General features: G+C 39.3%; 29 protein-coding genes, 1 pseudogene and 1 riboswitch. Of the genes and pseudogenes, 10 read left to right on the top strand and 20 right to left on the bottom strand.

Annotated features, from left to right (window positions below):
* Positions 1 to 402: 402 nt before the first annotated feature.
* From cls to J7I90_RS15425, 3 genes are all read right to left on the bottom strand, one after another.
* On the bottom strand, positions 403 to 1,860 hold the full coding sequence (gene cls, locus J7I90_RS15435; protein WP_214772737.1) for a cardiolipin synthase: 1,458 nt from the start codon (positions 1,858 to 1,860) through the stop codon (positions 403 to 405).
* Between the two features lie 228 nt (positions 1,861 to 2,088).
* The gene (locus J7I90_RS15430) at positions 2,089 to 2,352 is read right to left on the bottom strand and encodes a metal-sensitive transcriptional regulator (protein WP_214772736.1); all 264 of its coding nucleotides are present in this window, start codon (positions 2,350 to 2,352) and stop codon (positions 2,089 to 2,091) included.
* A 167-nt stretch (positions 2,353 to 2,519) separates the two neighbouring features.
* Positions 2,520 to 2,963: an SRPBCC family protein gene (locus J7I90_RS15425; protein ID WP_214772735.1), complete on the bottom strand. Its 444-nt coding sequence runs from the start codon at positions 2,961 to 2,963 to the stop codon at positions 2,520 to 2,522.
* 285 nt (positions 2,964 to 3,248) lie between these two features.
* On the opposite strand from J7I90_RS15425, the pseudogene J7I90_RS15420 reads away from it, so the two are divergent.
* Positions 3,249 to 3,936 (top strand): annotated as a pseudogene (locus J7I90_RS15420) (MFS transporter); the annotation flags it as partial.
* Positions 3,937 to 4,214: 278 nt separating this feature from the next.
* Here the strand turns inward: J7I90_RS15420 and aspA are convergent.
* Together aspA and J7I90_RS15410 are read right to left on the bottom strand one after the other, a co-directional pair.
* Complete coding sequence (aspA, locus tag J7I90_RS15415; protein ID WP_034307227.1) at positions 4,215 to 5,645, bottom strand: aspartate ammonia-lyase; 1,431 nt, start codon at positions 5,643 to 5,645, stop codon at positions 4,215 to 4,217.
* A 23-nt stretch (positions 5,646 to 5,668) separates the two neighbouring features.
* The gene (locus J7I90_RS15410; RefSeq protein ID WP_214772863.1) at positions 5,669 to 6,658 is read right to left on the bottom strand and encodes an asparaginase; all 990 of its coding nucleotides are present in this window, start codon (positions 6,656 to 6,658) and stop codon (positions 5,669 to 5,671) included.
* Positions 6,659 to 6,887: 229 nt separating this feature from the next.
* Between J7I90_RS15410 and J7I90_RS15405 the strand changes: the two genes are divergently transcribed.
* On the top strand, positions 6,888 to 7,262 hold the full coding sequence (locus J7I90_RS15405; protein ID WP_214772734.1) for a helix-turn-helix domain-containing protein: 375 nt from the start codon (positions 6,888 to 6,890) through the stop codon (positions 7,260 to 7,262).
* Between the two features lie 494 nt (positions 7,263 to 7,756).
* Here the strand turns inward: J7I90_RS15405 and J7I90_RS15400 are convergent, their stop codons facing one another.
* The 3 genes from J7I90_RS15400 to mmuP form a co-directional block, all read right to left on the bottom strand.
* A complete protein-coding gene (locus tag J7I90_RS15400; RefSeq protein ID WP_162878727.1) occupies positions 7,757 to 7,924 on the bottom strand; it encodes a hypothetical protein in 168 nt (55 codons plus the stop codon).
* Between the two features lie 306 nt (positions 7,925 to 8,230).
* Positions 8,231 to 9,193, bottom strand: coding sequence for a homocysteine S-methyltransferase (gene mmuM / locus J7I90_RS15395; protein WP_214772733.1), 963 nt, complete (start codon positions 9,191 to 9,193; stop codon positions 8,231 to 8,233).
* A complete protein-coding gene (gene mmuP / locus J7I90_RS15390; protein WP_214772732.1) occupies positions 9,183 to 10,577 on the bottom strand; it encodes an S-methylmethionine permease in 1,395 nt (464 codons plus the stop codon). Before mmuP ends, mmuM begins: the two co-directional genes overlap by 11 nt.
* Positions 10,578 to 10,660: 83 nt before the next feature.
* Positions 10,661 to 10,763, bottom strand: a riboswitch (SAM riboswitch).
* A 27-nt stretch (positions 10,764 to 10,790) separates the two neighbouring features.
* Here mmuP and J7I90_RS15385 point away from each other — a divergent pair.
* Entirely contained in the window at positions 10,791 to 10,952 is a 162-nt protein-coding gene (locus J7I90_RS15385) for a hypothetical protein (protein ID WP_214772731.1), read from the top strand.
* A gap of 45 nt (positions 10,953 to 10,997) precedes the next feature.
* Here the strand turns inward: J7I90_RS15385 and J7I90_RS15380 are convergent, their stop codons facing one another.
* From J7I90_RS15380 to J7I90_RS15365, 4 genes are read right to left on the bottom strand one after another with little or no spacing between them, the layout of a single operon-like run.
* The gene (locus J7I90_RS15380) at positions 10,998 to 11,606 is read right to left on the bottom strand and encodes a flavin reductase family protein (RefSeq protein WP_214772730.1); all 609 of its coding nucleotides are present in this window, start codon (positions 11,604 to 11,606) and stop codon (positions 10,998 to 11,000) included.
* Between the two features lie 17 nt (positions 11,607 to 11,623).
* Entirely contained in the window at positions 11,624 to 12,232 is a 609-nt protein-coding gene (locus J7I90_RS15375) for an alpha/beta hydrolase (RefSeq protein WP_214772729.1), read from the bottom strand.
* Entirely contained in the window at positions 12,232 to 13,179 is a 948-nt protein-coding gene (locus J7I90_RS15370) for a ring-cleaving dioxygenase (RefSeq protein WP_214772728.1), read from the bottom strand. The genes J7I90_RS15375 and J7I90_RS15370 overlap by 1 nt, the downstream gene beginning before the upstream one ends.
* A gap of 24 nt (positions 13,180 to 13,203) precedes the next feature.
* Positions 13,204 to 14,181, bottom strand: a complete 978-nt coding sequence (locus tag J7I90_RS15365) for a ring-cleaving dioxygenase (RefSeq protein WP_214772727.1) — start codon at positions 14,179 to 14,181, stop codon at positions 13,204 to 13,206.
* Between the two features lie 242 nt (positions 14,182 to 14,423).
* On the opposite strand from J7I90_RS15365, the gene J7I90_RS15360 reads away from it, so the two are divergent.
* On the top strand, positions 14,424 to 15,023 hold the full coding sequence (locus J7I90_RS15360) for a nitroreductase family protein (protein WP_214772726.1): 600 nt from the start codon (positions 14,424 to 14,426) through the stop codon (positions 15,021 to 15,023).
* 182 nt (positions 15,024 to 15,205) lie between these two features.
* On the opposite strand, the gene J7I90_RS15355 is transcribed toward J7I90_RS15360, so the two are convergent.
* The 3 genes from J7I90_RS15355 to J7I90_RS15345 are packed head-to-tail and all read right to left on the bottom strand — an operon-like array spanning position 15,206 to position 17,546.
* Positions 15,206 to 16,258, bottom strand: a complete 1,053-nt coding sequence (locus J7I90_RS15355; RefSeq protein WP_214772725.1) for an alpha/beta fold hydrolase — start codon at positions 16,256 to 16,258, stop codon at positions 15,206 to 15,208.
* The gene (locus J7I90_RS15350) at positions 16,251 to 16,757 is read right to left on the bottom strand and encodes a hypothetical protein (RefSeq protein WP_214772724.1); all 507 of its coding nucleotides are present in this window, start codon (positions 16,755 to 16,757) and stop codon (positions 16,251 to 16,253) included. Before J7I90_RS15350 ends, J7I90_RS15355 begins: the two co-directional genes overlap by 8 nt.
* A gap of 27 nt (positions 16,758 to 16,784) precedes the next feature.
* Entirely contained in the window at positions 16,785 to 17,546 is a 762-nt protein-coding gene (locus J7I90_RS15345; RefSeq protein WP_214772862.1) for an SDR family oxidoreductase, read from the bottom strand.
* Positions 17,547 to 17,705: 159 nt separating this feature from the next.
* Between J7I90_RS15345 and J7I90_RS15340 the strand changes: the two genes are divergently transcribed.
* On the top strand, positions 17,706 to 17,873 hold the full coding sequence (locus tag J7I90_RS15340) for a hypothetical protein (RefSeq protein ID WP_214772723.1): 168 nt from the start codon (positions 17,706 to 17,708) through the stop codon (positions 17,871 to 17,873).
* Between the two features lie 72 nt (positions 17,874 to 17,945).
* Positions 17,946 to 18,395, top strand: coding sequence for an OsmC family protein (locus J7I90_RS15335; RefSeq protein ID WP_214772722.1), 450 nt, complete (start codon positions 17,946 to 17,948; stop codon positions 18,393 to 18,395).
* Positions 18,396 to 18,450: 55 nt separating this feature from the next.
* Here J7I90_RS15335 and J7I90_RS15330 read toward each other — a convergent pair whose 3' ends face one another.
* Positions 18,451 to 18,702 carry a YkuS family protein gene (locus J7I90_RS15330; protein ID WP_214772721.1) on the bottom strand — a complete coding sequence of 84 codons (252 nt, stop codon included), beginning with the start codon at positions 18,700 to 18,702 and terminating at the stop codon, positions 18,451 to 18,453.
* A 98-nt stretch (positions 18,703 to 18,800) separates the two neighbouring features.
* On the opposite strand from J7I90_RS15330, the gene J7I90_RS15325 reads away from it, so the two are divergent.
* Positions 18,801 to 18,935 carry a YuzL family protein gene (locus J7I90_RS15325; protein ID WP_214772720.1) on the top strand — a complete coding sequence of 45 codons (135 nt, stop codon included), beginning with the start codon at positions 18,801 to 18,803 and terminating at the stop codon, positions 18,933 to 18,935.
* A gap of 115 nt (positions 18,936 to 19,050) precedes the next feature.
* On the opposite strand, the gene J7I90_RS15320 is transcribed toward J7I90_RS15325, so the two are convergent.
* On the bottom strand, positions 19,051 to 19,212 hold the full coding sequence (locus tag J7I90_RS15320) for a hypothetical protein (protein ID WP_214772719.1): 162 nt from the start codon (positions 19,210 to 19,212) through the stop codon (positions 19,051 to 19,053).
* A 98-nt stretch (positions 19,213 to 19,310) separates the two neighbouring features.
* Here J7I90_RS15320 and J7I90_RS15315 point away from each other — a divergent pair, with 98 nt between their 5' ends.
* Entirely contained in the window at positions 19,311 to 19,502 is a 192-nt protein-coding gene (locus J7I90_RS15315; RefSeq protein ID WP_063576027.1) for a hypothetical protein, read from the top strand.
* Positions 19,503 to 19,532: 30 nt separating this feature from the next.
* Here J7I90_RS15315 and J7I90_RS15310 read toward each other — a convergent pair whose 3' ends face one another.
* Positions 19,533 to 20,471, bottom strand: a complete 939-nt coding sequence (locus J7I90_RS15310; RefSeq protein ID WP_214772718.1) for a magnesium transporter CorA family protein — start codon at positions 20,469 to 20,471, stop codon at positions 19,533 to 19,535.
* A gap of 617 nt (positions 20,472 to 21,088) precedes the next feature.
* Between J7I90_RS15310 and J7I90_RS15305 the strand changes: the two genes are divergently transcribed.
* Positions 21,089 to 21,226, top strand: a complete 138-nt coding sequence (locus J7I90_RS15305; protein WP_214772717.1) for a hypothetical protein — start codon at positions 21,089 to 21,091, stop codon at positions 21,224 to 21,226.
* Positions 21,227 to 21,312: 86 nt separating this feature from the next.
* Here J7I90_RS15305 and J7I90_RS15300 read toward each other — a convergent pair whose 3' ends face one another.
* Both J7I90_RS15300 and J7I90_RS15295 read right to left on the bottom strand, forming a co-directional pair.
* Complete coding sequence (locus J7I90_RS15300) at positions 21,313 to 21,585, bottom strand: hypothetical protein (protein WP_214772716.1); 273 nt, start codon at positions 21,583 to 21,585, stop codon at positions 21,313 to 21,315.
* A gap of 62 nt (positions 21,586 to 21,647) precedes the next feature.
* Positions 21,648 to 22,748: a nitric oxide synthase oxygenase gene (locus J7I90_RS15295; RefSeq protein ID WP_285289434.1), complete on the bottom strand. Its 1,101-nt coding sequence runs from the start codon at positions 22,746 to 22,748 to the stop codon at positions 21,648 to 21,650.
* 242 nt (positions 22,749 to 22,990) lie between these two features.
* On the opposite strand from J7I90_RS15295, the gene catR reads away from it, so the two are divergent.
* A complete protein-coding gene (gene catR / locus J7I90_RS15290; RefSeq protein ID WP_048678030.1) occupies positions 22,991 to 23,314 on the top strand; it encodes a catDE operon transcriptional regulator CatR in 324 nt (107 codons plus the stop codon).
* The last annotated feature ends 62 nt before the right edge of the window (positions 23,315 to 23,376 follow it).

Genomic DNA, 23,376 nt, shown 5'->3' with positions numbered 1-23,376 from the left:
GGATATAAACTATTGTACCAAAACCGAGTTCGGAATGGTCTCACCACAAACCGTGTTTTGAAGATAAGACTGCCGTTTTATGAAATAAAGCTCCGTACTTGTTTTAAAAATGCAGGAAGCCTCAATTATTGACTTTGAGACAAAAGAGGCTCCATCTAAAATAAAGCAAGGTTGATTGGAGTGGGTGTGCGAGACTCCTGTGGGGAAAGCGCGTGCCTGGTGAGGAAGTCAAGGATTTTGCAAACTCAATGAATAACAATGGTCTACAACTAAAAGGGAATGGATTTCTGAAATCAAGCTCCGTACTATTTTTAAGTAAAAAAACTGCAGGCAAACTCGATTTTCCGAATTTGTCTACAGTCTGAACAGACCATGTAGTAATGGTTCCGCTTATTTAGAATATTATAATATCGGTGATACCAGCCTTGCAATGGACTCTTTAAAACGAATCCACTTTGATCGCTTTTCAAACTCTTCAATTGTAAGCTGCCTGCATACTTCGACATCCTTATAAAAAATCCTGGTCAGTGTTTCGGCCATTCCTTCATCATAAATGAAGGCATTGACCTCAAAGTTCAATTTAAAACTACGGACATCAATGTTAGCTGTCCCCACCGAGGAGACCTCTTCGTCCACCACGATCATCTTCGCATGAATAAAGCCGTTATCATAGATGTATACCTTAGCACCCGCTCTTAATAACTGCCCTGCATTGTAAGTCGTTGCCCAATAAACAAAAAGATGATCAGGTTTATTCGGAATCATGATTTTTACATCTACCCCTGATAAGCTGGCAATCCTGAGTGCATCCAATAAACTGGCATCCGGTATGAAGTAAGGTGTTTGAATGAGAATCGATTTCTTTGCTGATGAAATTAATTTAATATAGCCATTTTTAATTTGTTCCCATTCAGAATCCGGCCCACTTGTCACTATTTGCAAATCTATATTCCCTTGGGTCTCTACAATAGGGAAATAATGTGGCTGATAAGTTATATCATGATGCTTTGATGCCTGATTCCAATCCAGGATAAACCGAGTTTGAATGGCTTTGACAGCCGAACCCTCTATACGAAGGTGTGTATCACGCCAATAACCGAATTTTGGATTAAGCCCTAAATATTCATCCCCAACATTAAAGCCTCCAACATACCCTACTTTTCCATCTATGATGACGAGCTTTCGATGGTTACGGAAATTCAGTCGTAAATTTATAAATTTTAATTTGGAAGGAAAGAATGCCTCCACTCGTCCTCCAGCCTGCCTAAATTCCCTGAAGAAACGTTTGGTCATCCCTCTAGATCCCAGTTCGTCATAAAGCAGCCGAACTTTGACGCCTTCATTCGCTTTTTTAGTCAAAGCTTCAATGAATCGTTTACCCAGGCCGTCCCTTTGAATGATGTAATATTGTATATGTATATGGTTTTCGGCCGCTTCGATATCTTTAAAAAGCTGATCAAACTTATTTTTCCCTTCCGTAAAAATATCGACTTGATTATCTTCAGTAAGTACGGCATCATTATTTCGGAGATGCATATAAATCAAATCACGATAATTACTCGAAGAAGCATTTCGAAAAGGAAAATGATTCGTTGAAAGCTCTTCCATCTGTTTATCAATGATTTCTTCAATCCCAATCTTCTTCTTATCCTCCCATTGGAATAAGTGTGCGTGCCTTAAACTTGTTCCAAAAAGCAGGTATAAAATAAAACCGACTACAGGCAAAAAATATAAAACCAATAACCAAGCCCAGGTAGTGCTCGCTTCCCTTCTTTCAAAAAATATGACAATCGTTGCAAATAAAATATTTAGAATGATGACGAGGCCGAGCAAAACCGATGTAACATGCGTAAATTCCATAGCATACCCTCACTAAATTTTTATCCCTTTAAGGATACCATGCAAATTCTTTATATCAAAGGATTTGCTTATCAGAAATGAAAACAGAGAATTCACAAAAATGGACCTCTTCTTGTAGAGGCCCATTTTAAAAAATCCATCCACCCCGGACACTAAAATTTCTCAGATTGGCCAGGGCAGTCTAATAATAATTGTCTTAAAAATCCCTATTTAACAATAAATAATTGCTTACCGGCTTTTCACTAATAAATTCACAGCTTCTTTCACTAGCTCTTCGGGATTCTTCTCTCCGGAATCATTAGCCTCCCGGACGCATTCAACAAGATTGGAACTTACTATCACCCCAATTGTCCGATCGATTGCAGATCTGGTTGCAGATAACTGAGTTACTACATCCCTGCAATCTTTATTATCCTCCATCATTTTCAAAATCCCACGAAGCTGTCCTTCAATTCGCTTTACTCTATTTTTAACCTGCTTATCGTACTCCATATGAGGCCTCCTACCCTGCCTATTACTTATGAATCCTATCCAGACATCCATCATAAAACCTTTTCAGTCGAAATGAAGGTTTGATAAAAATCTTACAATTTATAATACATACCACTTAGGTATAATTGTCAAGTACCAATATCCAATAAAACTCCAATATGTAATTCCTATTTTTGTACAAGAAGACTTTGTGCAACTGCCTCAGAAAACTCGATCGTCATTTGGGGAACGTAGGTTTTTAACAAAGCATTGACGATAGGGGCTTTTGCGCCTTTTGCTGTAATCGCCAGGCAGCCAGTCATTTTAGTCTGTCCAATTCCGCACTCTTCCGCTAAAAAATAGCCATGCCCATCAAATTTTTCATTTAATCCCTTAAGCTTAAATGTTACCTTATCTGGTTCAATCCATTCCAATATATTCACTTCCAGTTTAATTTTCTTCTTCATTAATCCCAAATCGCTTTTAAACTCCCAAATAAGTGTCCGCTCATTTATCATCTCATGATTGATATATCCTGGGACTAGAGGTGCCCAACGATTTATGCTACTTACAAAACCCCATACCGTTTTTTTGGAAACAGGTAATATGATACTATGCACACCTTCTGACAAAGCAGTTCCCCCTTAATCATTCTATTTACATCTTTGTAATGTATGGCTTAACAATATTGAATAGAACGGTAAGATTAGATTCTTGAACAAAATTCTCCCGGTGTAAGAAACCATTTAAAGACAATAACAGCAAAGAATCGCCCCTGAGGAACGATCGTTTTTTTGCTGGGACTCAGACTTTAGACAAACTCGATACAAATATAGAATGCCTACATTTTTTTGAGGGAGTGTAAAATATAAGCGTTGATTTCCACTTCAGGCACTCGCTTTCCGCGGGCGGTCAGGGAGCCACCGATTGAAGAGTATCGTAATGATTTTCCAAATAAAATGAAAAAAACGTTTGAAACAGAACTGACAACAAAAGAGATATTATTTAAATATGTATTAAATAACAAATGGGTCTGGGCGATTGCGATTGCAAACATCTTTGTTTATTTCGTCCGTTATGGGGTACTTGATTGGGCACCAACCTATTTAAGCGAAGAAAAAGGCTTCAACATGGACGAGTCCAGTACGGCTTATTTCTTATACGAATGGGCAGGTATTCCGGGTACTTTATTATGCGGCTATATCTCTGATAAAGTTTTTAAAGGCCGTCGGGGACCTGCTGGCGTTGTCTTCATGCTAGGAGTATTAATCGCAGTCCTTGTTTATTGGTTTAACCCTGCAGGCAACCCAATGATTGATATTATATCCCTAATTGCGATTGGATTCTTAATTTATGGACCAGTAATGTTAATAGGTCTGCAAGCACTTGATTTAGTTCCTAAAAAAGCTGCAGGCACTGCAGCAGGACTGACTGGCTTGTTTGGATATCTAGGTGGATCTGTAGCGGCTAATGCCATTATGGGATATGTAGTTGACTTTTCACTGGAATGCAGGTTTTACATTGATTACGATTTCTTGTGTGCTGGCAGTAGTGGTCTTTGCATGTACTTGGAATGTCCGAGGACAGGAAGTAGTAAAGGGCTAATACAGGCATATTATTGAGCTCAAGTTTCCCCATCCCCCTGGATATATTCTAGGGGGATGGGTTTTCTATTATCAGTTAAACCCATCCATGATTAGATTGACGCCCCTGATAACTGAATATTCAGTTATCTTTGACAAAAAGCAGTTGACGGACGTTAGTTTGACATACTCTATTGAAATGAATATAAAAAAATGACCATGCCTTTATACCAATGGTCCTAAAGGCATGGTCATTATATCAAAAATCATATAGATTCATGTTTTCCACCAGAATACTGTTTATTGCCGATCAAAAAGAGAAGCCCCCGCTATTCCGGGTTTTGTCATCTCATAAGGATTTAGAATCAGATCCAATTCTTCTTCTGTCAACACATCATATTGTAAACAAAGTTCGCGAACTGATTTCCCTTTCAATATCGCTTCACGGGCAATACGTGAAACCACTTCGTACCCAAGGTGCGGGTTGACTGCTGTAATCACTCCGACACTTTGTTCGACATAATCTTTTAAATGCTGCTCATTAGCCTCAATGCCTTCCAAGCAATAATCTGTAAAGACATTGAAAGCATTGTTCATAATGCTGATTGATTGCAACAAATTGAATACAAGCACTGGCTCCATTACGTTCAACTCTAGTTGTCCCGCTTCTGATGCTAAGCAAATCGTATTATCGTTCCCTATTACTTGGAAAGCGACTTGATTAATTAATTCTGGCATGACTGGATTTACTTTACCTGGCATGATGGATGAACCTGGTTGACGGGCTGGAAGTGTGATTTCTCCTAATCCCGCTCTCGGTCCTGAAGCCATCAAACGTAAATCATTTGCAATTTTAGACATATTCATCATACATACTTTCAATGAAGCTGATACCTCAGTGTATGCATCCGTATTTTGGGTTGCATCTACTAAATGTTCTGCTCCTACAAGCGGCAAGTTACTGATTTCAGCTAAATAAGTAACAACGTTTTCAATGTAACGCGGATCTGCGTTCAATCCCGTTCCCACTGCTGTTGCTCCCATATTCACTTCATATAAATGTTGACGTGATTGACTTATTCTTTTTATATCCCGATCCAAAACGCGACTGTAAGCCTCGAATTCCTGACCAAGGCGAATCGGCACTGCGTCCTGAAGATGTGTGCGTCCCATTTTGATAACATGATCAAATTGTTTTGCTTTTTTCTTTAAAACTGTACTCATCTTGGTCATTGTTTGTAACAATTGCTCCAAAAGACGCAGTGTTGATAAATGAATGGCAGTTGGGAATACGTCATTGGTTGATTGAGACATGTTAACATGGCTATTTGGGCTAACATGTACATAATCACCTTTATTGTGTCCCATAAGTTCTAACGCACGGTTGGCAACGATTTCATTAATATTCATATTCATCGATGTACCCGCACCGCCTTGAATTGGGTCAACGATGAAATATTCATGCCACTTTCCATCGATCACTTCTTCAGAAGCTTTAACGATAGCGCTTCCAATACCATCATATAACCGTTTGGTATCCATATTCGCTAAAGCGGCAGCTTTTTTAATCATGGCCAGTGCTCGAATCATTTCTTCATTGACTTTGTAACCGGTAATCGGAAAATTTTCCACTGCGCGTAAAGTTTGTATACCATAATAAACATCTGCCGGAATTTCCTTTTCCCCAAGAAAGTCTTTCTCGATTCGGTATGTTTTCTCTTCTATCAACATTTCCTCTTGCCCCTTTGTTTGTTCTAGAATGTAATGTCCTCTGCAATCGGTGTTTCCATCATTTCCTTCACTTTTTTAGGATCCTGCGTCTTCGCTAATATCCACATCAACTTAGGAACGATGGCTTCTGTATTCATATTCCTGGAACGAATGATGACATTCTTGTCGACTTTTCGTCCCACTTCGTAAATATCCATATCTTCCCCTTCTTCTAAGCATTGGGTAGTAATGACAACGGATATTCCACATTGTACTAACTCATTCAATTTCTCTAAAATGTTTCTTCCTTGAAATGGAATACCACCGCTTCCATAGCTTTCAATTACGATTCCCCGACATTGATTTTTCAGGAAATCAAAGAATTCAGGCTTAATACCGGGATGCAGCTTGACTAAAGCAACATCAGTACATAGGGAAGCATCCAACTTAGCTTCCTTATTCTTTGGTGATTGAACTGGCTTTAGATACTCAATTTTATCTTTGAATATGGTAGCAATATAAGGATAGTTAATACTTTCAAACGAATCATAGCTTTTCGTTCTCAATTTAATGGCCCTCGTACCCTGAATGACTCTGCCATCAAAAACAACATATACCCCGCCAATATCTTCACAAGCAAACCGGATCGCATCAGAGATATTCCTTTTGGCATCTGTCTTTTTAAAGGCAATCGGTACCTGAGAACCAGTAATGACGATTGGTTTCCCTAAATCTTGTAACATATATGAGAGCGCAGCAGAAGTGTAAGCCATTGTATCTGTTCCATGGGTAATCACAAAGCCATCGTAATCATGGTATTGCTCATGGATGGATTGTGCCATTTCTGTCCAATCTTCCGGCTGCATATTTGTACTATCAATATTCATCAAAGGCTTACTATCAATCTGACATAGTAAATCCAATCCCGGTAGGTGGCCTAAAATTTCGTCAGCTTTCATTTCTGGAACAAGTCCATTTTTTCCTTCTAACGATGCAATTGTACCACCTGTAGTAAGCAACATCAACTTCTTCATTTTTGATTTTAACTTTTCCAATATACTACCCCCTAATTAGCCTCCCTGTTTCACTATCATTCTATCATCTCAGAAAAGGATGTTTCCGCTTTAAATGTTCATGTAACGCGTACAACACATGTTATTATAGTCATGTTTCATATTGAAATCAAGCGAAAGTTATTCATTACGCGTACACTTTTTTCAATATGATGTTATAATGGATTTATATAAAAGGAGAGTAATAATAATGATTTTAAATAGATTGACTACATTAAGGAAGGCCAAAAGATGGTCTTTGCAATATACCGCTGACAGGCTCGGAATCGCCAAGAGTACCTATGCCGGTTACGAATCGGGACACCGCCGCCCTTCATTAGAAACGATTAATTTATTGGCAGGCTTATATGATACCTCAACTGATTACATTCTGGGTCGAGTGGATTATCCATCTAAGGATATGGATAAAGAGCCACCTCAAGTCATGGAATTAACGGATTTACCAGATATGGAGCTAGCTATAGATGGAATTTCCCTTTCTGAAGAGGAAACGATTCAATTTATCGCCTTTATTAGAGCTAAACGGGAAGTGGAAATAAATCGCGATAAACAAAATGAAATATAGCAGACATCTTGTTTAAACTGGTATTTGGAAAAAGAACCGCACTTCATCAACATGTTCTCATACTGCCTGGCATGTTCATATAAAAGATACCGCGGCTTTCATCAATTAGGAAAGGTCGGATCGCCCTTTGCCGGTTGCACGTAATTATTTCTGTTTAGAAATTTAGAGTTTATTAATTAATTATTATATGGAAGAAAGTCGGTTTTCCAAAAAATCATCCATCTTCATTTTTCTGTTGTCCTCTTTAGACTTATTCATTTTCCATCAAGGAAAGATTGATTTAAGTTTTATCTCCAATTTTCCCTCTAAACTATTTGCAATGAGAGAAAAATCATGACAAAGATCTTGGTTTCCCCTGGTGAATTAATCAAAAAAAGAAGCAACATGAAGTGAGAGTTATGTCTTAATTCATGTGCTTCTATTATTGAAATCCTTAAAGAAATGGAAAATTGCTCAATTATAATGTCTCAACAGATATGCTGTATTTCCATATATTAAGGCATTTCATCTTCTTTTTCCCGATTTTTGAAAGCTTCATGTGTGACAATATCTTCAATCTGTTCGTATTGGCGGCTGTGTTCCTTCTCTTCGCTAATTCTATTATTGGGTAAATTTCCTGGATGTCCTTTTTCTTTATGATTAAAATTTTTACCACGACTCATAACTCATTCTCTCCTTTCCATTCATTGTTTGTATAGTTTTCCCAAGCACGAAAAAAATATGATTTAATTTCTCTTTTTTCAGTTTTTGCAAAAGGGTTGGTTTACCTGAAATTCCCATCCCGTCTTGCGCGGCTTGATTCTGAAATGGCAGGAATAACAATTCAAACCTCTCAAATCACTCGAATCTGAATAAAGAGCTCAAAAAGAACAGGAACCGCCAGATAATGACGTTTCCTGTTCTTTTTGTTTATTGGTTTACCGACTACTTACATATTTAAACAAACCATTTTTGATAACAAAAAAAGGCTAGGAGATCGTTACCACGGAAGGTCGCCACTTTCTTGAAATGGCTGCAATATGATGAGGAGCGGTTCTGCAACATCCTCCAATTATATTTGCCCCCGCATGGTGCCAATCTTCAGATTTCACATCGAGCCTATTACATGATTCTGGACCATGCCATGTTTTAGTTTCTGGATTATAAGATTCACCGGAATTCGGGTAGACGATAATTGGTTTATGCGTGTTTGCACGCAACACCTGTATGGCTTCCGTGATAACTGTTACAGGCGCACAGTTGATGCCAATTGCGGCAATTTGCTCACTGTCCCCAAACAATCTGGCACACTCCTCCAGCAATGTGCCGTCACTAATCGCTTTTTCATTTTTCAAAGAAAAGGATAGCCAAGCATAGACTTCTAGATAATCTTTCAATAATGAATGTAATATTTTTGCTTCTTGCAGGGAAGGAATCGTTTCAAATGCTAAAATGTCAGCTCCTGCTTCAATCAAAGCTGATATTCGTGAGCGGTGAAATGCCGCTAAAGTTTCATCTGAAACACCATAATTCCCGACATACTCTGACCCATCTGCAAGATAAGCCCCATAAGGTCCAACTGATGCAGCAACCAATGGCTTAGGTCTATTCGATTGATATTCTTCCTTCCAAAATTCATCTCTTGCTTTTCTTGCAAGTAAAACCGTTTTCCTGATTAGATCCAATGCCTCTTTTTCTTGTATTCCGCGGAGGGCGAAACCTTCAACTGTTGCTTGATAGCTTGCCGTTATCGCACAGTCAGCACCAGCTCGAAAGTAATCAGAGTGAACCTGGTAAATCACTTCTGGATTTTCAAGTAATACACGTGCGGACCACAGGGGATCGTCCAAATCACACCCATGACTTTCAAGCTCAGTAGCTAAAGCTCCGTCCAAAATCATCACTGAATGATCTCGTAAAATTGCTTCAATTGGGTTAATTTCATTCTTCATGATCTACTCCTCTTTTCTTTATGGTTTGTGTCAGATAATAACTTCCATAGCAAAACAAAATAAACGGAATGCCACAATATAGTGCAATTCTTTGTGTAGGATCAAATGCAATTCCTACGCAAGAAGCAAGACATAGCATAAATGAAACGATTGGTACGAATGGATATAATGGTGTATGATAAGCCAAATCATTAACTGAGTTTCCTTCGTTTATATATCGTCTGCGAAATAGAAACTGTGACGCGCTAATACTCATCCAAACTATAACCACGGCTAGTCCAGAGATGGATACTAGCACTATGTATACAGTATCCGGAGCAATAATGCTCGAGAAAAGTGCTAAAACACCTCCCAGCATACTGAAAAGGACTGCATTCAATGGAACACCCCGTTTTGTCAATTTTGCAAATATTGGCGAAATAGTTTTCTTATCTGAAAGAGACCAAAGCATCCTGGATGAGGCATATAGTCCTGAGTTTGCAGCAGACAAAATGGCAGTTAATATTACAAAGTTCATAATATCCGCAGCATATGGCACTCCAATTCGTTCTAGAACGGCAACAAAGGGGCTCTCTAATACGCTTGCATCCGAAACAGGCAATAATGCGGATAAAACAACGATGGTACCTATAAAAAAGATAATCAATCTCCATAATGTCATACGGATTGCCTTTGGAATCGTTTTTTCCGGATTCACAGTTTCTCCAGCTGCAACTCCAATCAATTCAGTTCCAGAAAATGCAAAATTCACCGCCAGCATCGTCATTAGAATGGCAAAAGCACCATTTGGAAATAAACCTGCACTTGTAACATTTGAAAATAACGGAGCTGATTGTGCGTTACTCATTGGAATGAAACCTACCATTGCCGCAGCTCCCAGAATAATGAATATCACAATAGCAAATACCTTAATAGACGCAAACCAGAATTCGGATTCAGCGAAAAACTTAACGGTCCATGCATTTAATGCCAAAACCAACATGGCAAATAGAGCACTCCATATCCAGACACTGATTGATGGAAACCATCGTTGCATCAACAATCCTGCAGCCGTGAATTCCGAACCTAGTGCAACAGTCCAGGTTAGCCAATACAACCAGGCTACTGTATACCCTGTCCCTGGTCCGATGTATTTGGCTGCGTAACTATGAAACGCACCTGTCTCGGGCATATGCACTGAAAGTTCTCCTAGACATAGCATGACTAGATAAACCACTAATGCACCAATCAAATACGAAAGGATGGTTCCAAACGGACCAGCCTGTTGAATCGTATATCCCGAACTTAAGAATAAACCAGTTCCAATCACCCCGCCAAGCGATAGCATTATTATATGCCGTGCTTGCATTTTCCTTTGAAAATCATGCTTCCTTTTGTTCTCCATTCTTACTCTCCTTAATCTTGCATCCAGAAAAAACGAAAACGCACCCTAAAAAAGAGTGCGTTACTGACAAATAAACACGTACGGTCTTATCTATCAAGGTTTCACCCCCTGGAATTAGCACAGTGTCTTTTTAGACCTGTTGCTGAGGTTTCATAGGGCCAGTCCCTCCACCTCTCTGGATAAGAAATTATTTTTTTATAACTTTATCAATCTATGAAAAAATTGTCAAGTTTTGTTTCGGAAAGTAAAGGCTTCCTTTTAACTACTAACGACCATGGCACCTGCGTCATTAATATTAAATGGTTGCTTGGTTTTGGAACTGGCGCTGAGCGTATTATATGGCAAATAAAACTAACCGGGGTTATGTTGTTTTAAAAAATGGCGACATCTTAGAAGATGTCGCCATTTTTTTCTTTTTACTTAAGGACGTTCTATTTCAAATAATTCCCCTAGTTTTGTATAAGTATGACCTGCTAATCTTGCTACAGGTTTTAGCCCATTCGGGTCAATACGGCCATTATGGTAAATATCTTGCTCTATATGATAGCAGACTATTCTCCCTATCAGTAAATCACAACCAGGTTTATTCTTGGAACCTGCCAATGGAATCGACTGTTCTAATGTACATTCTAAACGTACCTTCGCTTCTTCCAATCCTGGTACGGATACTTTATCGCTAACAGCAAGCGTGAAATTGGTAAGACCCAATTCACTTTCTTCAGATGGGAGTTCCTTGGCCGTTCGATTTGCATCAGCAACATTATCTTCATCAGTGATATGAACAACGAACTCACCTGTTTGAATTGCATTTCGGGCTGTATCCTTTGAAACTCCTTCTTTCCTTTGAACAGAAATGGAAATCATCGGAGGATTTGAACTGACTATGTTAAAAAAGCTGAACGGCGCTATATTGATTGTACCGGTTTCGGATTGTGTCGTAACCAGGGCTACTGGTCTCGGTATAATGCTTCCAGTCAAAAACTTATAATTTTCCCGTTCTGTAAGACTTTCAGGATTAACTGAAATCATCTTCATCCCCCTCATTCTTATAAAAAGTTCTTTTGGAACCATGAACTTGCTGCATCAACCTCTGAACGTGTTAACTGATGACCGTAATTTTCCCAGTGAACATTCACGGCAGCACCAGCTTGCTGTAAAAGTTGATTAAGTTCATCTGTTTCTTCTGCCGGGCAAATCGGATCGTTTTTACCTGCAGCTATAAATACAGGTATATCTAAAAGGGACGGCAAATCGATCCCTCGTCTTGGAACCATTGGATGATGAAGAATCGCTCCTTGTAATGCCCCCTCGTAATGGAACAGCAAACTTGCCGCTATATTTGCACCATTGGAATAACCTAATGCCACCACTCTGTCACGGTCGAAGTCATACTTTCCGGACGCTGATTCCAAGAAGTCATAAAGCTCCTTCGTTCGGAAGAGCAAATCCTCCTCATCAAAAACGCCTTCAGCTAACCGGCGGAAATAACGGGGCATTCCGTTTTCAAGTACATTTCCCCGTACGCTCAATACGGATGAACCCGGTGAAACCATTTCCGATAATGGCAAGAGATCTGTTTCCGTTCCTCCAGTTCCATGTAAAAGCAGTAGTAACGGAGCTTCTGGATTACTTCCTTTTTGAAAAATATGTTTCATCATTTATCCTCCTCTAGTACTCTCGGCACTGCCGGCAGTAACGTTCTTTCCATAACTTCCCGTTTTTCTTCCAACCATGGCGGCAGCATTAATTTACTGCCCATCGATTCCTTCGTTTCATCATGAGCAAAGCCAGGTGGATCTGTGGCAACTTCAAAGAGTATGCCTCCATCTTCCCTGAAATATATGGCATCGAAGTATTGACGGTCTGTAAAGGGAGTCACACCATAGCCATGATTACCGATATGCTCCCTCCATTCTTTATGATCTTCATTATCGCGCGCACGCCATGCAATGTGATGGACAGTTCCCACTCCGATTTTACCGTTTGGTAAAACCGTCTTTTTAACATCGATCAAATTCCCGATATCCGATGTGGATTTGAAGCGGATGAAATCGCCCTCTTCCCCAATCTTTTGCAGGCCCATAACTTCCTCTAATAGTTCCATCGTTTTGTTCGGTTTTGCCGTCAATAATACAGCACCGCCGAATCCCTTGACTGCCTTATCAGATGGTACACCACCGAATGACCACTCGCTATTTTTACCTTCTTTACGCTCAACCAGTTCAAGTTGCAAACCATGTGGGTCCTGGAATTCCAGATATTCCTCACCGAAGCGTGTAACCTTTTCAAAGTCTATATTAAATTTACCCAAACGCTTTTCCCAGAAGCCCATTGACCCCTCCGGAACGGCATATGTTGTAATCCCCACTTGTCCAGAGCCAATTGTCCCCCGGTATGCATCAGGCCAAGGAAAGAAAGTGATGATTGTGCCCGGTGAACCGGATTCATCTCCGAAATATAAATGATAGGTGCCTGGATCATCAAAATTAACTGTTTTCTTCACCATACGCATTCCCAATACTCCAGCATAAAAATCCACATTCTCTTGAGGTTTGCCTACAATTGCGGTTATATGATGTATTCCTGCATTTTGCTTTTGCATGCCGATTACTTCCTTTCCCATTGATTAATAAGTTGACTTTGTATTCAGTGGTTTTAGATTCGATTCAATATCCTTTCTTTTCGATTCCAAAAAAGGTGGCAGGGCAAGGTTTTCACCTAGGTGCTGCTCAGCTTCATCCACTTCAAAACCAGGTCCATCAGTAGCTAGTTCAAATAATATGCCATTCGGCTCCCTAAAATAGAGTGAACGGAAGTAAAAGCGGTCCACATATCCAGAGTTCACGAATTTCGATTCACTAATTTTTTCTATCCACTTTCTCAATTCTTCTTCATTATCCACCCGGAAGGCAACATGGTGTACTCCACCTCTCCCCAACCTTTCCCGAGGGATGTCATTCCTTTCTTCAATATGGAGTTCCGCTCCTGTTCCTCCTTCACCTGTCTCGTAAACGACTATTGGATTTTGCCCCCTGATTGCGGATGGGTATGTGCCTGATTTCCTGAACCCCAATACCTCGATAAGAACACTTTCTGTTTGTTCTATATTGGGTACAGTAAGTTTTACTGGTCCTAATCCAAGGATGGAAAACTCTTTCGGTACCGGGCTTCCATCCCACGGTAATCCACCTTGAACGCCGTTATTATCCTGATCGGAAACCAGAATAAGCCTCTGCCCTTCAGGATCTTTAAAAGCAAGCACCTTCCTTTTAAAACGGTTCGATATTTCATCGTGCTCAACATCGAATTCCACAAACCGTTTTTTCCAATATCCTAGCGCTTCATCATCCCTCACCCTTAAAGAAATTTCTGAAATGCTATTATTTCCTTCATGAGTGCGAGCAGCATTTGGAATTTCAAAAAACGTCAATTCCGTACCCGGTGAACCAATTTGATCTCCATAAAATAAGTGATACACACGAACATCATCTTGATTCACCGTTTTTTTGATTAACCGCATTCCTAAGACTTTTGTGTAGAATTCAAAGTTATTTCCCGCTTTTGCTGTAATCGCCGAAACATGATGTAATCCTTTTAACTCCATCCGTACCACTCCTATCTTTATAAATCTCCCCTTACGGAGATGAATTAATCCGCTAATAATATCTCGAATTCAAGGTATTTAACCTAACATAATACTTTTAATGCAAATATCTTGATTTAAAGATAAACGACAGAGATAAAATTGTCAACCATTTTCATTCAAATAATTTCAACCGGAATCACTTATCATAAAATAAAAAAATCAGGTCAAAATAAATCGGTATAAGAATGGAGGTGTGATATATGGTTAAAGATTTTTTTAGCGCAATTGAAGATAGACGCTCTTATTACTCCCTTAGCAAGGAACATGTCGTTCCTGATAAAAGGATTAAAGAAGTTATCGATCATGCCGTTCAATACTCCCCTTCCGCTTTCAACTCCCAAAGTGCCAGAGTGATTGTATTAACTGGACAAAGCCACGACCAATTATGGGATATCACGAAAGAAACATTAAGAAAAGCAGCCGATGGCAAAGATTTTAAAAAAAAGGAAGAAAATTTGGGGTCATTTATAAATGGTTATGGAACGGTTTTATTCTTTGAAGACCAAGCCATTATAAATAGGCTCCAAGAACAATATAAAACGTATGCCGAAAATTTTCCGATTTGGTCGAACCAATCGTCTGCCATTTTACAATTTGTCGTATGGACTTCCTTGGAAATTGAGGGCTTTGGTGCAAGCCTTCAGCATTATAATCCTTTACTCGATGACGAAGTGAGAAAGAAATGGGATATATCACGAGATTGGAAACTCATCGCACAGATGCCCTTTGGAAAACCCAAAGCAGAACCTGGGGATAAAGACTTCTCACCACTTGAAGAACGTGTGAAATATTTTCAATGATAATAGGGGCTGGCTCAACATAACAAGCCAGCCGTTTTCATTTATTTCGCTTTAGTAATCCGGAAATGTTGCAAAAAATTTTAAAAAAATCAATAACGCAAAGCCTATATACTCAACAACCAGCATGATTTTGATACCCTCACTGACGTTCAAAACGTACATTTAACATCCCTCTATTAATCTTATTGAATTGGTGAAGAACGCCCTGGCAGCCATTCCTTCAAATAATATGGGAGTACACCGGAATATTGTTTAGCAGCATGTCCACTTTTCAGTAGGCTATATGTCTTATCCTTACATGTTAAATGCCCCATTACCGGATAAATCATTTCCTGTGGGACCAGTCGATCATACTTACTTGCTATGACCAAAACACTAGCATCAATTTTCGATAGCTTCGCTTTTTTACCCCTTACCTTAAAACTACCATTAACCAAGCTATTTTTTATCAATAAATCCTTGGATATTTGTTTTGCGGCTGCTCCGGATAACGGTACATGCCCATTAGCCCAAGCATTGAAGCGGCGCCAATTTTGAACGTATTTCTCATCATCCGCTTGATTCAATAAAGATAAATAAGGTGATATATAGATGGGCGATGTAATTAACCGGATTCCATATTTAACTGCACTGGCCGGTATCGTTTGGTAAATATCTATTGTCTCGTCAAAATCCGCTGTCCCTTCTTTTAACGCTTCCTGCCATTGATCAAAAAATTCCGAGGCACTGAAATCCACCGGGGTCACGGAAAGTATCAAATTCTTGATCGGCTCGTCTGCAATGGCAGCATATATTGCGGCTATTGTACCGCCGAGGCAAAACCCCATGATTGTAATTTCTGATGCTCCAGAGTGACGTAATGCACGCTGCACTCCTTTTTGAATATAATCGACGATATAATCTTCGATAGATATGTCACCATCTTCAAAGCCCGGGCTTCCAAAATCAAGCAAATACACATCAAAACCTTCATTTACAAAAGATTCTATTAAACTATTTCCCGGGGATAAATCAAGAATCAAAGGAGTATTGATTAGTGAATATATAAGAAAAACCGGTACATCATATTTTTTTTGTGCTGAGGGATAAAACCAAAGCGTTGATTTGTTTTTTTTCCACACCGCTATTTTTGGAGTCAGTCCCATTTCAGGCATTGGCTGATTGGGAATATCCAATAAATGTTGCCATTTCGTTTTGGATTCAGATTGATTTTTCGGCTCTTTCCGCTTAGCCATTTGAATTCTCCTGTCCAACTGAATTGAACTCAGGCAACTGTGAGCTTAACAATAAGGAGTTATTTATAAAATCAGATATCCTTTTTTTACTCCCTTCCATTTCATTGGGTGCCAATCTTGATTTCTTTTTGATGCTGCGGGATGAATTGGCATTGCCTTTATTGCGAATTGAAGAATTACCCCCGACATTCCCGCCCCTATTCTCAACAAGTATAGAAACCAATTCTTCCAACCCATCAATTTTTTCTTCGAGTTGGATGACTAATTTCGCTAAACTCGCCACATCTTTTTTTGTTGGATAATTCATGATGATGGACATTCTTTCTGAAGCTTCCTGCAGACTATTTATTCTTGGCACCTGCATTTGCGCATTATCGCTCACTCTTTCGATTAATTCGCGATTATTCAGCAGATTTTGAATTTTATTATTCAGCTGTTGCTCTTTTTGTGTGCCTAGTAATTTAAGTCCTTTATAAAAATTGGATTTTTTTTCCGCCATATATTTCTTCCTTCCTTTCTCTTCCGTTTACACTAGTGCTGATATTCCACCGTCAATGATCAAAATATGACCAACCATATAGTCAGAAGCCTGTGAGGCTAAAAATACGGCGGCACCCTTTAAATCATCTTCATCGCCAAACCTGCCAGCCGGAGTTTTACCTAATATGTCATAGTTAGACTTTTCAAGAATTTTCTTTGTGATTTTAGTCGGGAAAAATCCAGGTGCAATTGCATTGACTTGAATGCCGTATCTAGCAAGTTTAACTCCTAAATCCTTGGTCATTGTAATGATGGCACCCTTACTTGTGTTATAAGCTATCGTGTCCAAAAGCTCTGGAAACGTCCCGCCAAGTCCTGACACCGATGCAATATTTATGATTTTTCCGGAATTTTGCTGCGTCATGACCTTCGCTACAGCCTGTGAAAACAGGAATGTACCCGTAACGTTGACATTCAATACTTTTTCCCACTTGTCCTTGGGAAGATCCAAAAGCGGACCTGACCAAGACGTACCGCTATTATTGACAAGAATATCAATCGTGCCGAATTGAGCAACCGTTTCTTGAACGACATGGTCAATGGCACTCACATCGGTGATATCACATTCAAAGGCAATGGCATTAACACCCATCGATTGCAAGTCTTCACATACTTCCTTACAGACAGGTAGATTTCGTGAAGCAATGACTATATTTGCGCCAGCCTCCCCCAACGCCATGGCGATCTGTTTGCCCAGTCCTCTGCCGCCGCCGGTAATGATAGCCGTTTTATTAGTCAAATCGAACATATTACTCAATGTAGTCAACTTTTCAGCCCTTCCTTAATGAAGTATTATTTATATAAAACCGTCTATATCATTATAGAAAAGCCTATCCAATATTGTGCTTAAAATAGCCTAATGCCTCAGCCTTTTGTTTCATCAACATGTATCTTATATTTATTAAGCATGCTTCTGTTACTAGCAGAAATTGTGCCTACTGGAAACGTAAATCGGCAGGGCGGTAATTTATTTGATCGATTCATAGCTTCGGACAGCGTTGGATTATTCGACCGGTTCGGCATTTCTTCATCCTTCTGGCAGATTTTAAACTCAGCCGAGTGCTGGATTATTTGACTGATTGAGCAAAATCGGATACTTAACCTGTTTTATCGTTTACACTATATAGATTAGTAAGGAGGTAAAAAAATGACGATACATCACTTTCATTTAACTGCGGAGTGGCCTGGCGGCAGAAATGATAGCGGCACGATTCATTCAGGGAATCTTCAAACACAGATAAGTATTCCTACGGAAATGGAAGGACCAGGGATTGGAACTAATCCCGATGAAATGCTGCTTGGAGCGGCATCGACCTGCTATATCATTACCTATGCTGCCATGTTAGAGCGGTCCCATATAGAAAAAGTGAGCTTGACCATGCAATCGGAAGCGTTAGTGGATGTTACGAATGGTGTATTCACCTATAAGAAAATCATTCATCGCCCCGCACTTATATTGGTGCCGGGTACTTCTGAAAAAGTGGTTGAAAAAGCGAGGAGACTTGCTGAAAAAGCCGAAACTTCATGTATGATTTCCAGGGCGATCAAAGGGAATGTAGCGGTGGAATTGATTGCGGCAATTTCCATAGCACAGTAACCTTGAATAAACAGAAAAAGCGCCTAACCCTATATCGGATTAGGCACTTTTTTAACTATTGAATGGTATTCACTTTATTTTCAACCTCACGGCACACTTCATCAGCCGTTAAACCACTTGCCTCAATGATAGACGCTTTTAATGTAGTATCGCTTATACCCATCACATTACTTTCCAAACCTGTCACTACACAACAATCCACGTTTTTTGCGTCAGCTTCCTGTTTAATCTCCACAACATCAAAACCTTTTTCACGAAGTGCTTCCTGAATATTCGTTAATGATTCTTCAACACCGATTCTTGACATCGACACACACCTCCTCTACCTTCTAACCTGTCCTTTTCACCCTCAATATATGTATAGGATGCAAAGGAAATAGGGAAAGTAATATCGAGGTGATAAACATGAATGGAAAAAACAAGAAAGATGCTTCACAAACTCGTTTAGGTTCTTCTCAGGTAGAGGGGCAAGGTACCACATCAAAAGAAACCGGGTCCTTCACTCAACCCTCTTCACTTAAAAAGCAAAAGCGTACCTGATAAAAGAGAATCCTAAATCAACCATCCATGATGCGAAAAAAACGCTTGGTTTATCCGCCAAGCGTTTTCCGCTGCATGATTCTTTTTTGTTTTACTTTTAAATCAGGGACTTCTCTTACATATTTTGCTTTCTGATTTCCTCTTGGATCTTTAGATCATTCAATTGATCTCCATCAATTTTTTTTGAATCCATTTTTCCTTTACCGGCTCCATCTGGGTTTAAATCACTTGCCCTTAAATTATTATTGCGAGATGCTTGCTCGTTCCATTTGGTCATCATGATCTCCTCCTCAGTCCTTTATCCTTCCCAAACCTAAGAATATTCATGAATACACCCCATCATTTCTTGCAAAGATAAAAATGGAGGTGGTTTAATTGGAACCAAACAAACCCGGCAATAAGAATGTACCGGATTTTAAAGAGTTGAACGATCGTATCATCAGAGAAGCATCACAGAGTCCCCGTTTAGTGATTAAAACCAATTTGGATGCAAAGAATGTAAATGATGAGAACCCTTATACAGATCGCATTAACAGTGAAGGATTTTCTGATTTTTTCGAGGAATAAAACAAAACCGGCTTAATAAGCCGGTTATTCTTAAAAATATTTTTTCTTCCAAAAAATGAATGCAGTCGTCCCCGCCAAAGTTATGGCAATTAATAATGTAAAAATGAAAGCAAACCGATTATGTTCAAATGGCAGCTCCACATTCATACCGTAAAAACTTGCCACCATCGTCGGGAGAGTTAATATAATGGTCACTGATGTTAGAAACTTCATGGCATTATTGACATTATTGGAGATGATCGAAGCGAATGCATCCATCATACCGCTAAGAATGGATAGATACACTTCTGCCATTTCGATAGCCTGAGCATTTTCGATGATTACATCCTCAAGCAATTCTTTATCTTCTTCATACATTTTCAAATAATTAAAACGGAGAATCTTATCAAGGACTACACGATTGGATTTCAATGACGTAGTAAAATAAACCAAGCTTTTTTCCAAAGCAAGGAAAGTATATAATTCTTTATTTTTCATGGACTGATGTAATTCACGTTCGGCTTCATTAGTCATCTTGTTAATCTGTTTCAGGTAACGTAAATAATAGGATGAAATCTCGAATAATATTTGTAAAGCAAACCGCGTTTTCTTATTGGTGAAAAAACCTTTGATCTTATTGTTTTTGAAATTAGCCAATATCGGTGTTTCTTTCAGAGATACCGTAATGAAACAGTCTTTGGAAAAGATCATGCCTATGGGAATCGTTTCAAAAATCGGTAAGTCGGCTTCATCCCTTGTCAAATATGGGAAGTCGACAATAATTAAAACATTATCATCCTCTTTTTCGATTCGCGGCCTTTCCTCATCATCCAGTGGATCCTTCATGAAATTGATCGGTAACTTCAAAGTCGAGCATATATAATCTATTTCAGCTTCTGTGGGCGCGACAATGTTCACCCAGGAACCTTTTGTCATTTCCTCGATATTGTTCAGGTGACGGTTATCATCCGTCTTGTAGATTTCAATCATTTTTTGACCTCCTCTTCTATAGAGAAAGCCTTATTTACCTTCTTCGAGCAGATACTCAGGGTGAATAACAGTCTCGACTTCTAGCATCATATTGGCTTCCTCTTGCTTTCTGGGTTCAGGATCATAAGAACTGCTGCTCACTCGTATCCACTTCCTTTCGATTCTTTTATCTTAATCCTTATTCATTTAAAGCACAATAAATAATTTAATACCTTGAAGCTTGTTCAGGATTCATAATTATCTTTTATCAATTGATAAATAAAATGCACTACAAGAAATCGCCTGGGTAGCCCCAAGCGATAGTTAGTAGACAAAAGGGGTTCGGAAAACGTAACTGATGTTACTAAACCAACTGAATCAAAACACACCTTCAACTCCTCGGGTCTGGTTACAATTTTCAGATGTTGATTTCCACTCTGGGCACTCGCTTTCCGTGGCGGTCCGGTAGCCTCCTCGGCGCAAGCCTATGGAGTCTCCCTTTGACGCGCCTTTTTCCGCAGGAGTCTCGTTCCTTACATTCCAATTAACTTTTTTTAAAATGATGGGTCGGAATGGTCTCATCCTGAACCATGATTTTAAAGAAGACCTGCTTATCCTTCATGTTTTTTACTTTTTATATGAAGGAAACTCTCATTAGATTGAAGAAATTTGCGACACTCCTGCCGAAGTACCGGCTAGCCGAGACACCATACGCTTGCTTTGATGGGGCTTGGCAGACAGTCGGCGGAAAAGGAGCGGATTTCTGTAATCAATAAAACTTTTTAATTAAAAAAACTGCAGACAAACTGAACAAGTTTGTCTGCAGTCTACGCTTGGGTACTCCCAAGCGATTCTGATTGCTTTATCCATGCTTTGCATTATTATAATAGTGAACACCGTACATGGCGCCTTCGTCCACCATTTTATTGTCATCGTGATCATATGGATCAGGGTGACCTGCCTTTTCAATTACAGGATCCATCTCTGAAGCCGTTCTATTCCAAAAGCCTACCGTTTTTGCTTTTGCAGTGGACCACATGTCCTTCACTTTTCCTCTGTTCGTTTTATTCGATAAAAATGAGACTCCGGCAACTCCGACTCCTAGTAATACCACGTTTCTTCCTAATGCCATCATTACCTTCCCCCTTATTTATTTGGCTTGCTATATATATACCCGCCGCCAGTTCATGTAAACCTTTATTTATATGGAGGAATTTGATAAAAGAAATTAGGTTTCATTATTTCATTGGTATATGGCTGATGAAAAACATGGGTCGTGGCTGGTGACACCGGTGGAATCAACCATGTCCAATCCCCCGTTACTTTCCGGTCATATGAGGCTTCTTTTTCTTCGAATTTCTTGAATTGCTTAGCTGCTGTATGATGGTCAACAATGCTGACTCCGTGTTTTTTATACGAATGAAGAACTGCTTCATTCAGTTCGATAAGGGCTCGATCTTTCCATAAACTCGAATCACGTTTAATATCCAGGCCCATCCTCTCCCCGATTGCCGGCAGCATATTGTAGCGTTCTTCATCAGCAAGATTCCTCGCACCGATTTCCGTTCCCATGTACCACCCATTAAATGGTGCAGCTGAATATGTAATACCGCCAATTTCCAGCCTCATACCAGATATGATTGGAACTGCATACCATTTTAGTTGAAGATCTTCGAACCATGTCAGTTCAGGATGGGTGATTTGAACCTCTTTAACGAGGCTTTCAGGTATATCATGAAAACTAGGGGTTTTTCCGTCCATTTGGACTACAAGGGGTAAAATATCGAAAGGTCCGAATTTTCCTTCCCACCCTAATGCCATACATCGCTTGGTGAATTCGATTGAACTTGAATCGCCGATTACACCATGTTCCGTCTGATATCCTGCATAACGAATAAGCTGGTGATTCCAAATATCCACTTTTCGATCATGATCTTTCTGTTTGAAAATTGTAATCACAGGTCGGATATTCCCATTATTCGTAGCATATTCGATATGCTCGAAGAGGGCCGATACCATTTGTTCTTCGCTTTGAATCATCCTTTTATCTATCACCCTAAGTGATTCCCAAAAAAAGCGTCCAATGCAACGATTGCTATTCCGCCAAGCTAATTTAGCACCATAAACCAATTCTTCATAAGTATGTTCATATCTGCCTGTTTCATTTATTTCCATTTTAATTTGTTCGACCCTGCCATTTATGTCCTCTTCCGTTTTCAATAATTCCGGATAACTTGTCCTGATAAAGGATACGGCCTCTTGCAGTAACTCACTCATCTTTCCCACGGATCCTTCCATTTGCAAAACTTTGACTTCAATATTAAAATAACATATTTTTCATGGTATCTCTAAACAACACATTTTTTAAAAGCGCACTTTTTTTAAAATGTGGCAATTCCGAGGCGGAATCCTTTTCATGATACTAAAAGTAAGCTCATGAATTTCTTATACTATAACATCTCAAGTAACTAAATAATTTTCGGTAAAGTTGTTACATATGAGGTAAATGCATTATAATATATTAATAATGAGGTGATATGATGAATAATACGACACTTTGTCCACGATTTGAAAAAGGAATGCAAATCTTGAGTAAACGCTGGACTGGATTGATTGTCAATCAATTACTTAATGGCCCTCAACGGTTTTGTAATATTGAATCTGCATTCCCGATAAGCGGCAGGATTCTTTCTGAACGTTTAAAGGACTTGGAAATTGAAGGTATTGTTAAAAGGGACGTATATCCAGAGACACCGGTCAGGATTGAATATTCTTTAACTGAAAAAGGCAAGGCCCTTGCACCGGTTATGAACGAAATCCAAAATTGGGCACAAGAATGGCTCGAACCAATACAGAATCAATGATATAGGCTAAAGATAAGGGAGGAAGATCTGCCAGATGCGGACTTCCTCCTTTTTTTGTTTAA

It is taken from the genome of Bacillus sp. ISL-57 (assembly GCF_018613135.1).
Taxonomy (GTDB): Bacteria; Bacillota; Bacilli; order Bacillales; family DSM-1321; genus Peribacillus; species Peribacillus frigoritolerans.
The sequence above is the reverse complement of the archived record's forward strand: the minus strand, read 5'-3'. Positions and strand labels throughout refer to the sequence as shown.

Excerpts from the sequence above, each read along its gene's own strand:
- cls (WP_214772737.1), bottom strand. The coding sequence starts at position 1,860 with ATGGAATTTACGCATGTTACATCGGTTTTGCTCGGCCTCGTCATCATT.
- J7I90_RS15430 (WP_214772736.1), bottom strand. The coding sequence starts at position 2,352 with ATGGAGTACGATAAGCAGGTTAAAAATAGAGTAAAGCGAATTGAAGGA.
- aspA (WP_034307227.1), bottom strand. The coding sequence starts at position 5,645 with ATGTTGATAGAAGAGAAAACATACCGAATCGAGAAAGACTTTCTTGGG.
- J7I90_RS15410 (WP_214772863.1), bottom strand. The coding sequence starts at position 6,658 with ATGAAGAAGTTGATGTTGCTTACTACAGGTGGTACAATTGCATCGTTA.
- J7I90_RS15405 (WP_214772734.1), top strand. The coding sequence starts at position 6,888 with ATGATTTTAAATAGATTGACTACATTAAGGAAGGCCAAAAGATGGTCT.
- J7I90_RS15400 (WP_162878727.1), bottom strand. The coding sequence starts at position 7,924 with ATGAGTCGTGGTAAAAATTTTAATCATAAAGAAAAAGGACATCCAGGA.
- mmuM (WP_214772733.1), bottom strand. The coding sequence starts at position 9,193 with ATGAAGAATGAAATTAACCCAATTGAAGCAATTTTACGAGATCATTCA.
- mmuP (WP_214772732.1), bottom strand. The coding sequence starts at position 10,577 with ATGGAGAACAAAAGGAAGCATGATTTTCAAAGGAAAATGCAAGCACGG.
- J7I90_RS15385 (WP_214772731.1), top strand. The coding sequence starts at position 10,791 with ATGAAAAAATTGTCAAGTTTTGTTTCGGAAAGTAAAGGCTTCCTTTTA.
- J7I90_RS15380 (WP_214772730.1), bottom strand. The coding sequence starts at position 11,606 with ATGATTTCAGTTAATCCTGAAAGTCTTACAGAACGGGAAAATTATAAG.
- J7I90_RS15375 (WP_214772729.1), bottom strand. The coding sequence starts at position 12,232 with ATGAAACATATTTTTCAAAAAGGAAGTAATCCAGAAGCTCCGTTACTA.
- J7I90_RS15370 (WP_214772728.1), bottom strand. The coding sequence starts at position 13,179 with ATGCAAAAGCAAAATGCAGGAATACATCATATAACCGCAATTGTAGGC.
- J7I90_RS15365 (WP_214772727.1), bottom strand. The coding sequence starts at position 14,181 with ATGGAGTTAAAAGGATTACATCATGTTTCGGCGATTACAGCAAAAGCG.
- J7I90_RS15360 (WP_214772726.1), top strand. The coding sequence starts at position 14,424 with ATGGTTAAAGATTTTTTTAGCGCAATTGAAGATAGACGCTCTTATTAC.
- J7I90_RS15355 (WP_214772725.1), bottom strand. The coding sequence starts at position 16,258 with ATGGCTAAGCGGAAAGAGCCGAAAAATCAATCTGAATCCAAAACGAAA.
- J7I90_RS15350 (WP_214772724.1), bottom strand. The coding sequence starts at position 16,757 with ATGGCGGAAAAAAAATCCAATTTTTATAAAGGACTTAAATTACTAGGC.
- J7I90_RS15345 (WP_214772862.1), bottom strand. The coding sequence starts at position 17,546 with ATGTTCGATTTGACTAATAAAACGGCTATCATTACCGGCGGCGGCAGA.
- J7I90_RS15340 (WP_214772723.1), top strand. The coding sequence starts at position 17,706 with ATGCTTCTGTTACTAGCAGAAATTGTGCCTACTGGAAACGTAAATCGG.
- J7I90_RS15335 (WP_214772722.1), top strand. The coding sequence starts at position 17,946 with ATGACGATACATCACTTTCATTTAACTGCGGAGTGGCCTGGCGGCAGA.
- J7I90_RS15330 (WP_214772721.1), bottom strand. The coding sequence starts at position 18,702 with ATGTCAAGAATCGGTGTTGAAGAATCATTAACGAATATTCAGGAAGCA.
- J7I90_RS15325 (WP_214772720.1), top strand. The coding sequence starts at position 18,801 with ATGAATGGAAAAAACAAGAAAGATGCTTCACAAACTCGTTTAGGTTCT.
- J7I90_RS15320 (WP_214772719.1), bottom strand. The coding sequence starts at position 19,212 with ATGACCAAATGGAACGAGCAAGCATCTCGCAATAATAATTTAAGGGCA.
- J7I90_RS15310 (WP_214772718.1), bottom strand. The coding sequence starts at position 20,471 with ATGATTGAAATCTACAAGACGGATGATAACCGTCACCTGAACAATATC.
- J7I90_RS15305 (WP_214772717.1), top strand. The coding sequence starts at position 21,089 with ATGAAGGAAACTCTCATTAGATTGAAGAAATTTGCGACACTCCTGCCG.
- J7I90_RS15300 (WP_214772716.1), bottom strand. The coding sequence starts at position 21,585 with ATGATGGCATTAGGAAGAAACGTGGTATTACTAGGAGTCGGAGTTGCC.
- J7I90_RS15295 (WP_285289434.1), bottom strand. The coding sequence starts at position 22,748 with ATGGAAGGATCCGTGGGAAAGATGAGTGAGTTACTGCAAGAGGCCGTA.
- catR (WP_048678030.1), top strand. The coding sequence starts at position 22,991 with ATGAATAATACGACACTTTGTCCACGATTTGAAAAAGGAATGCAAATC.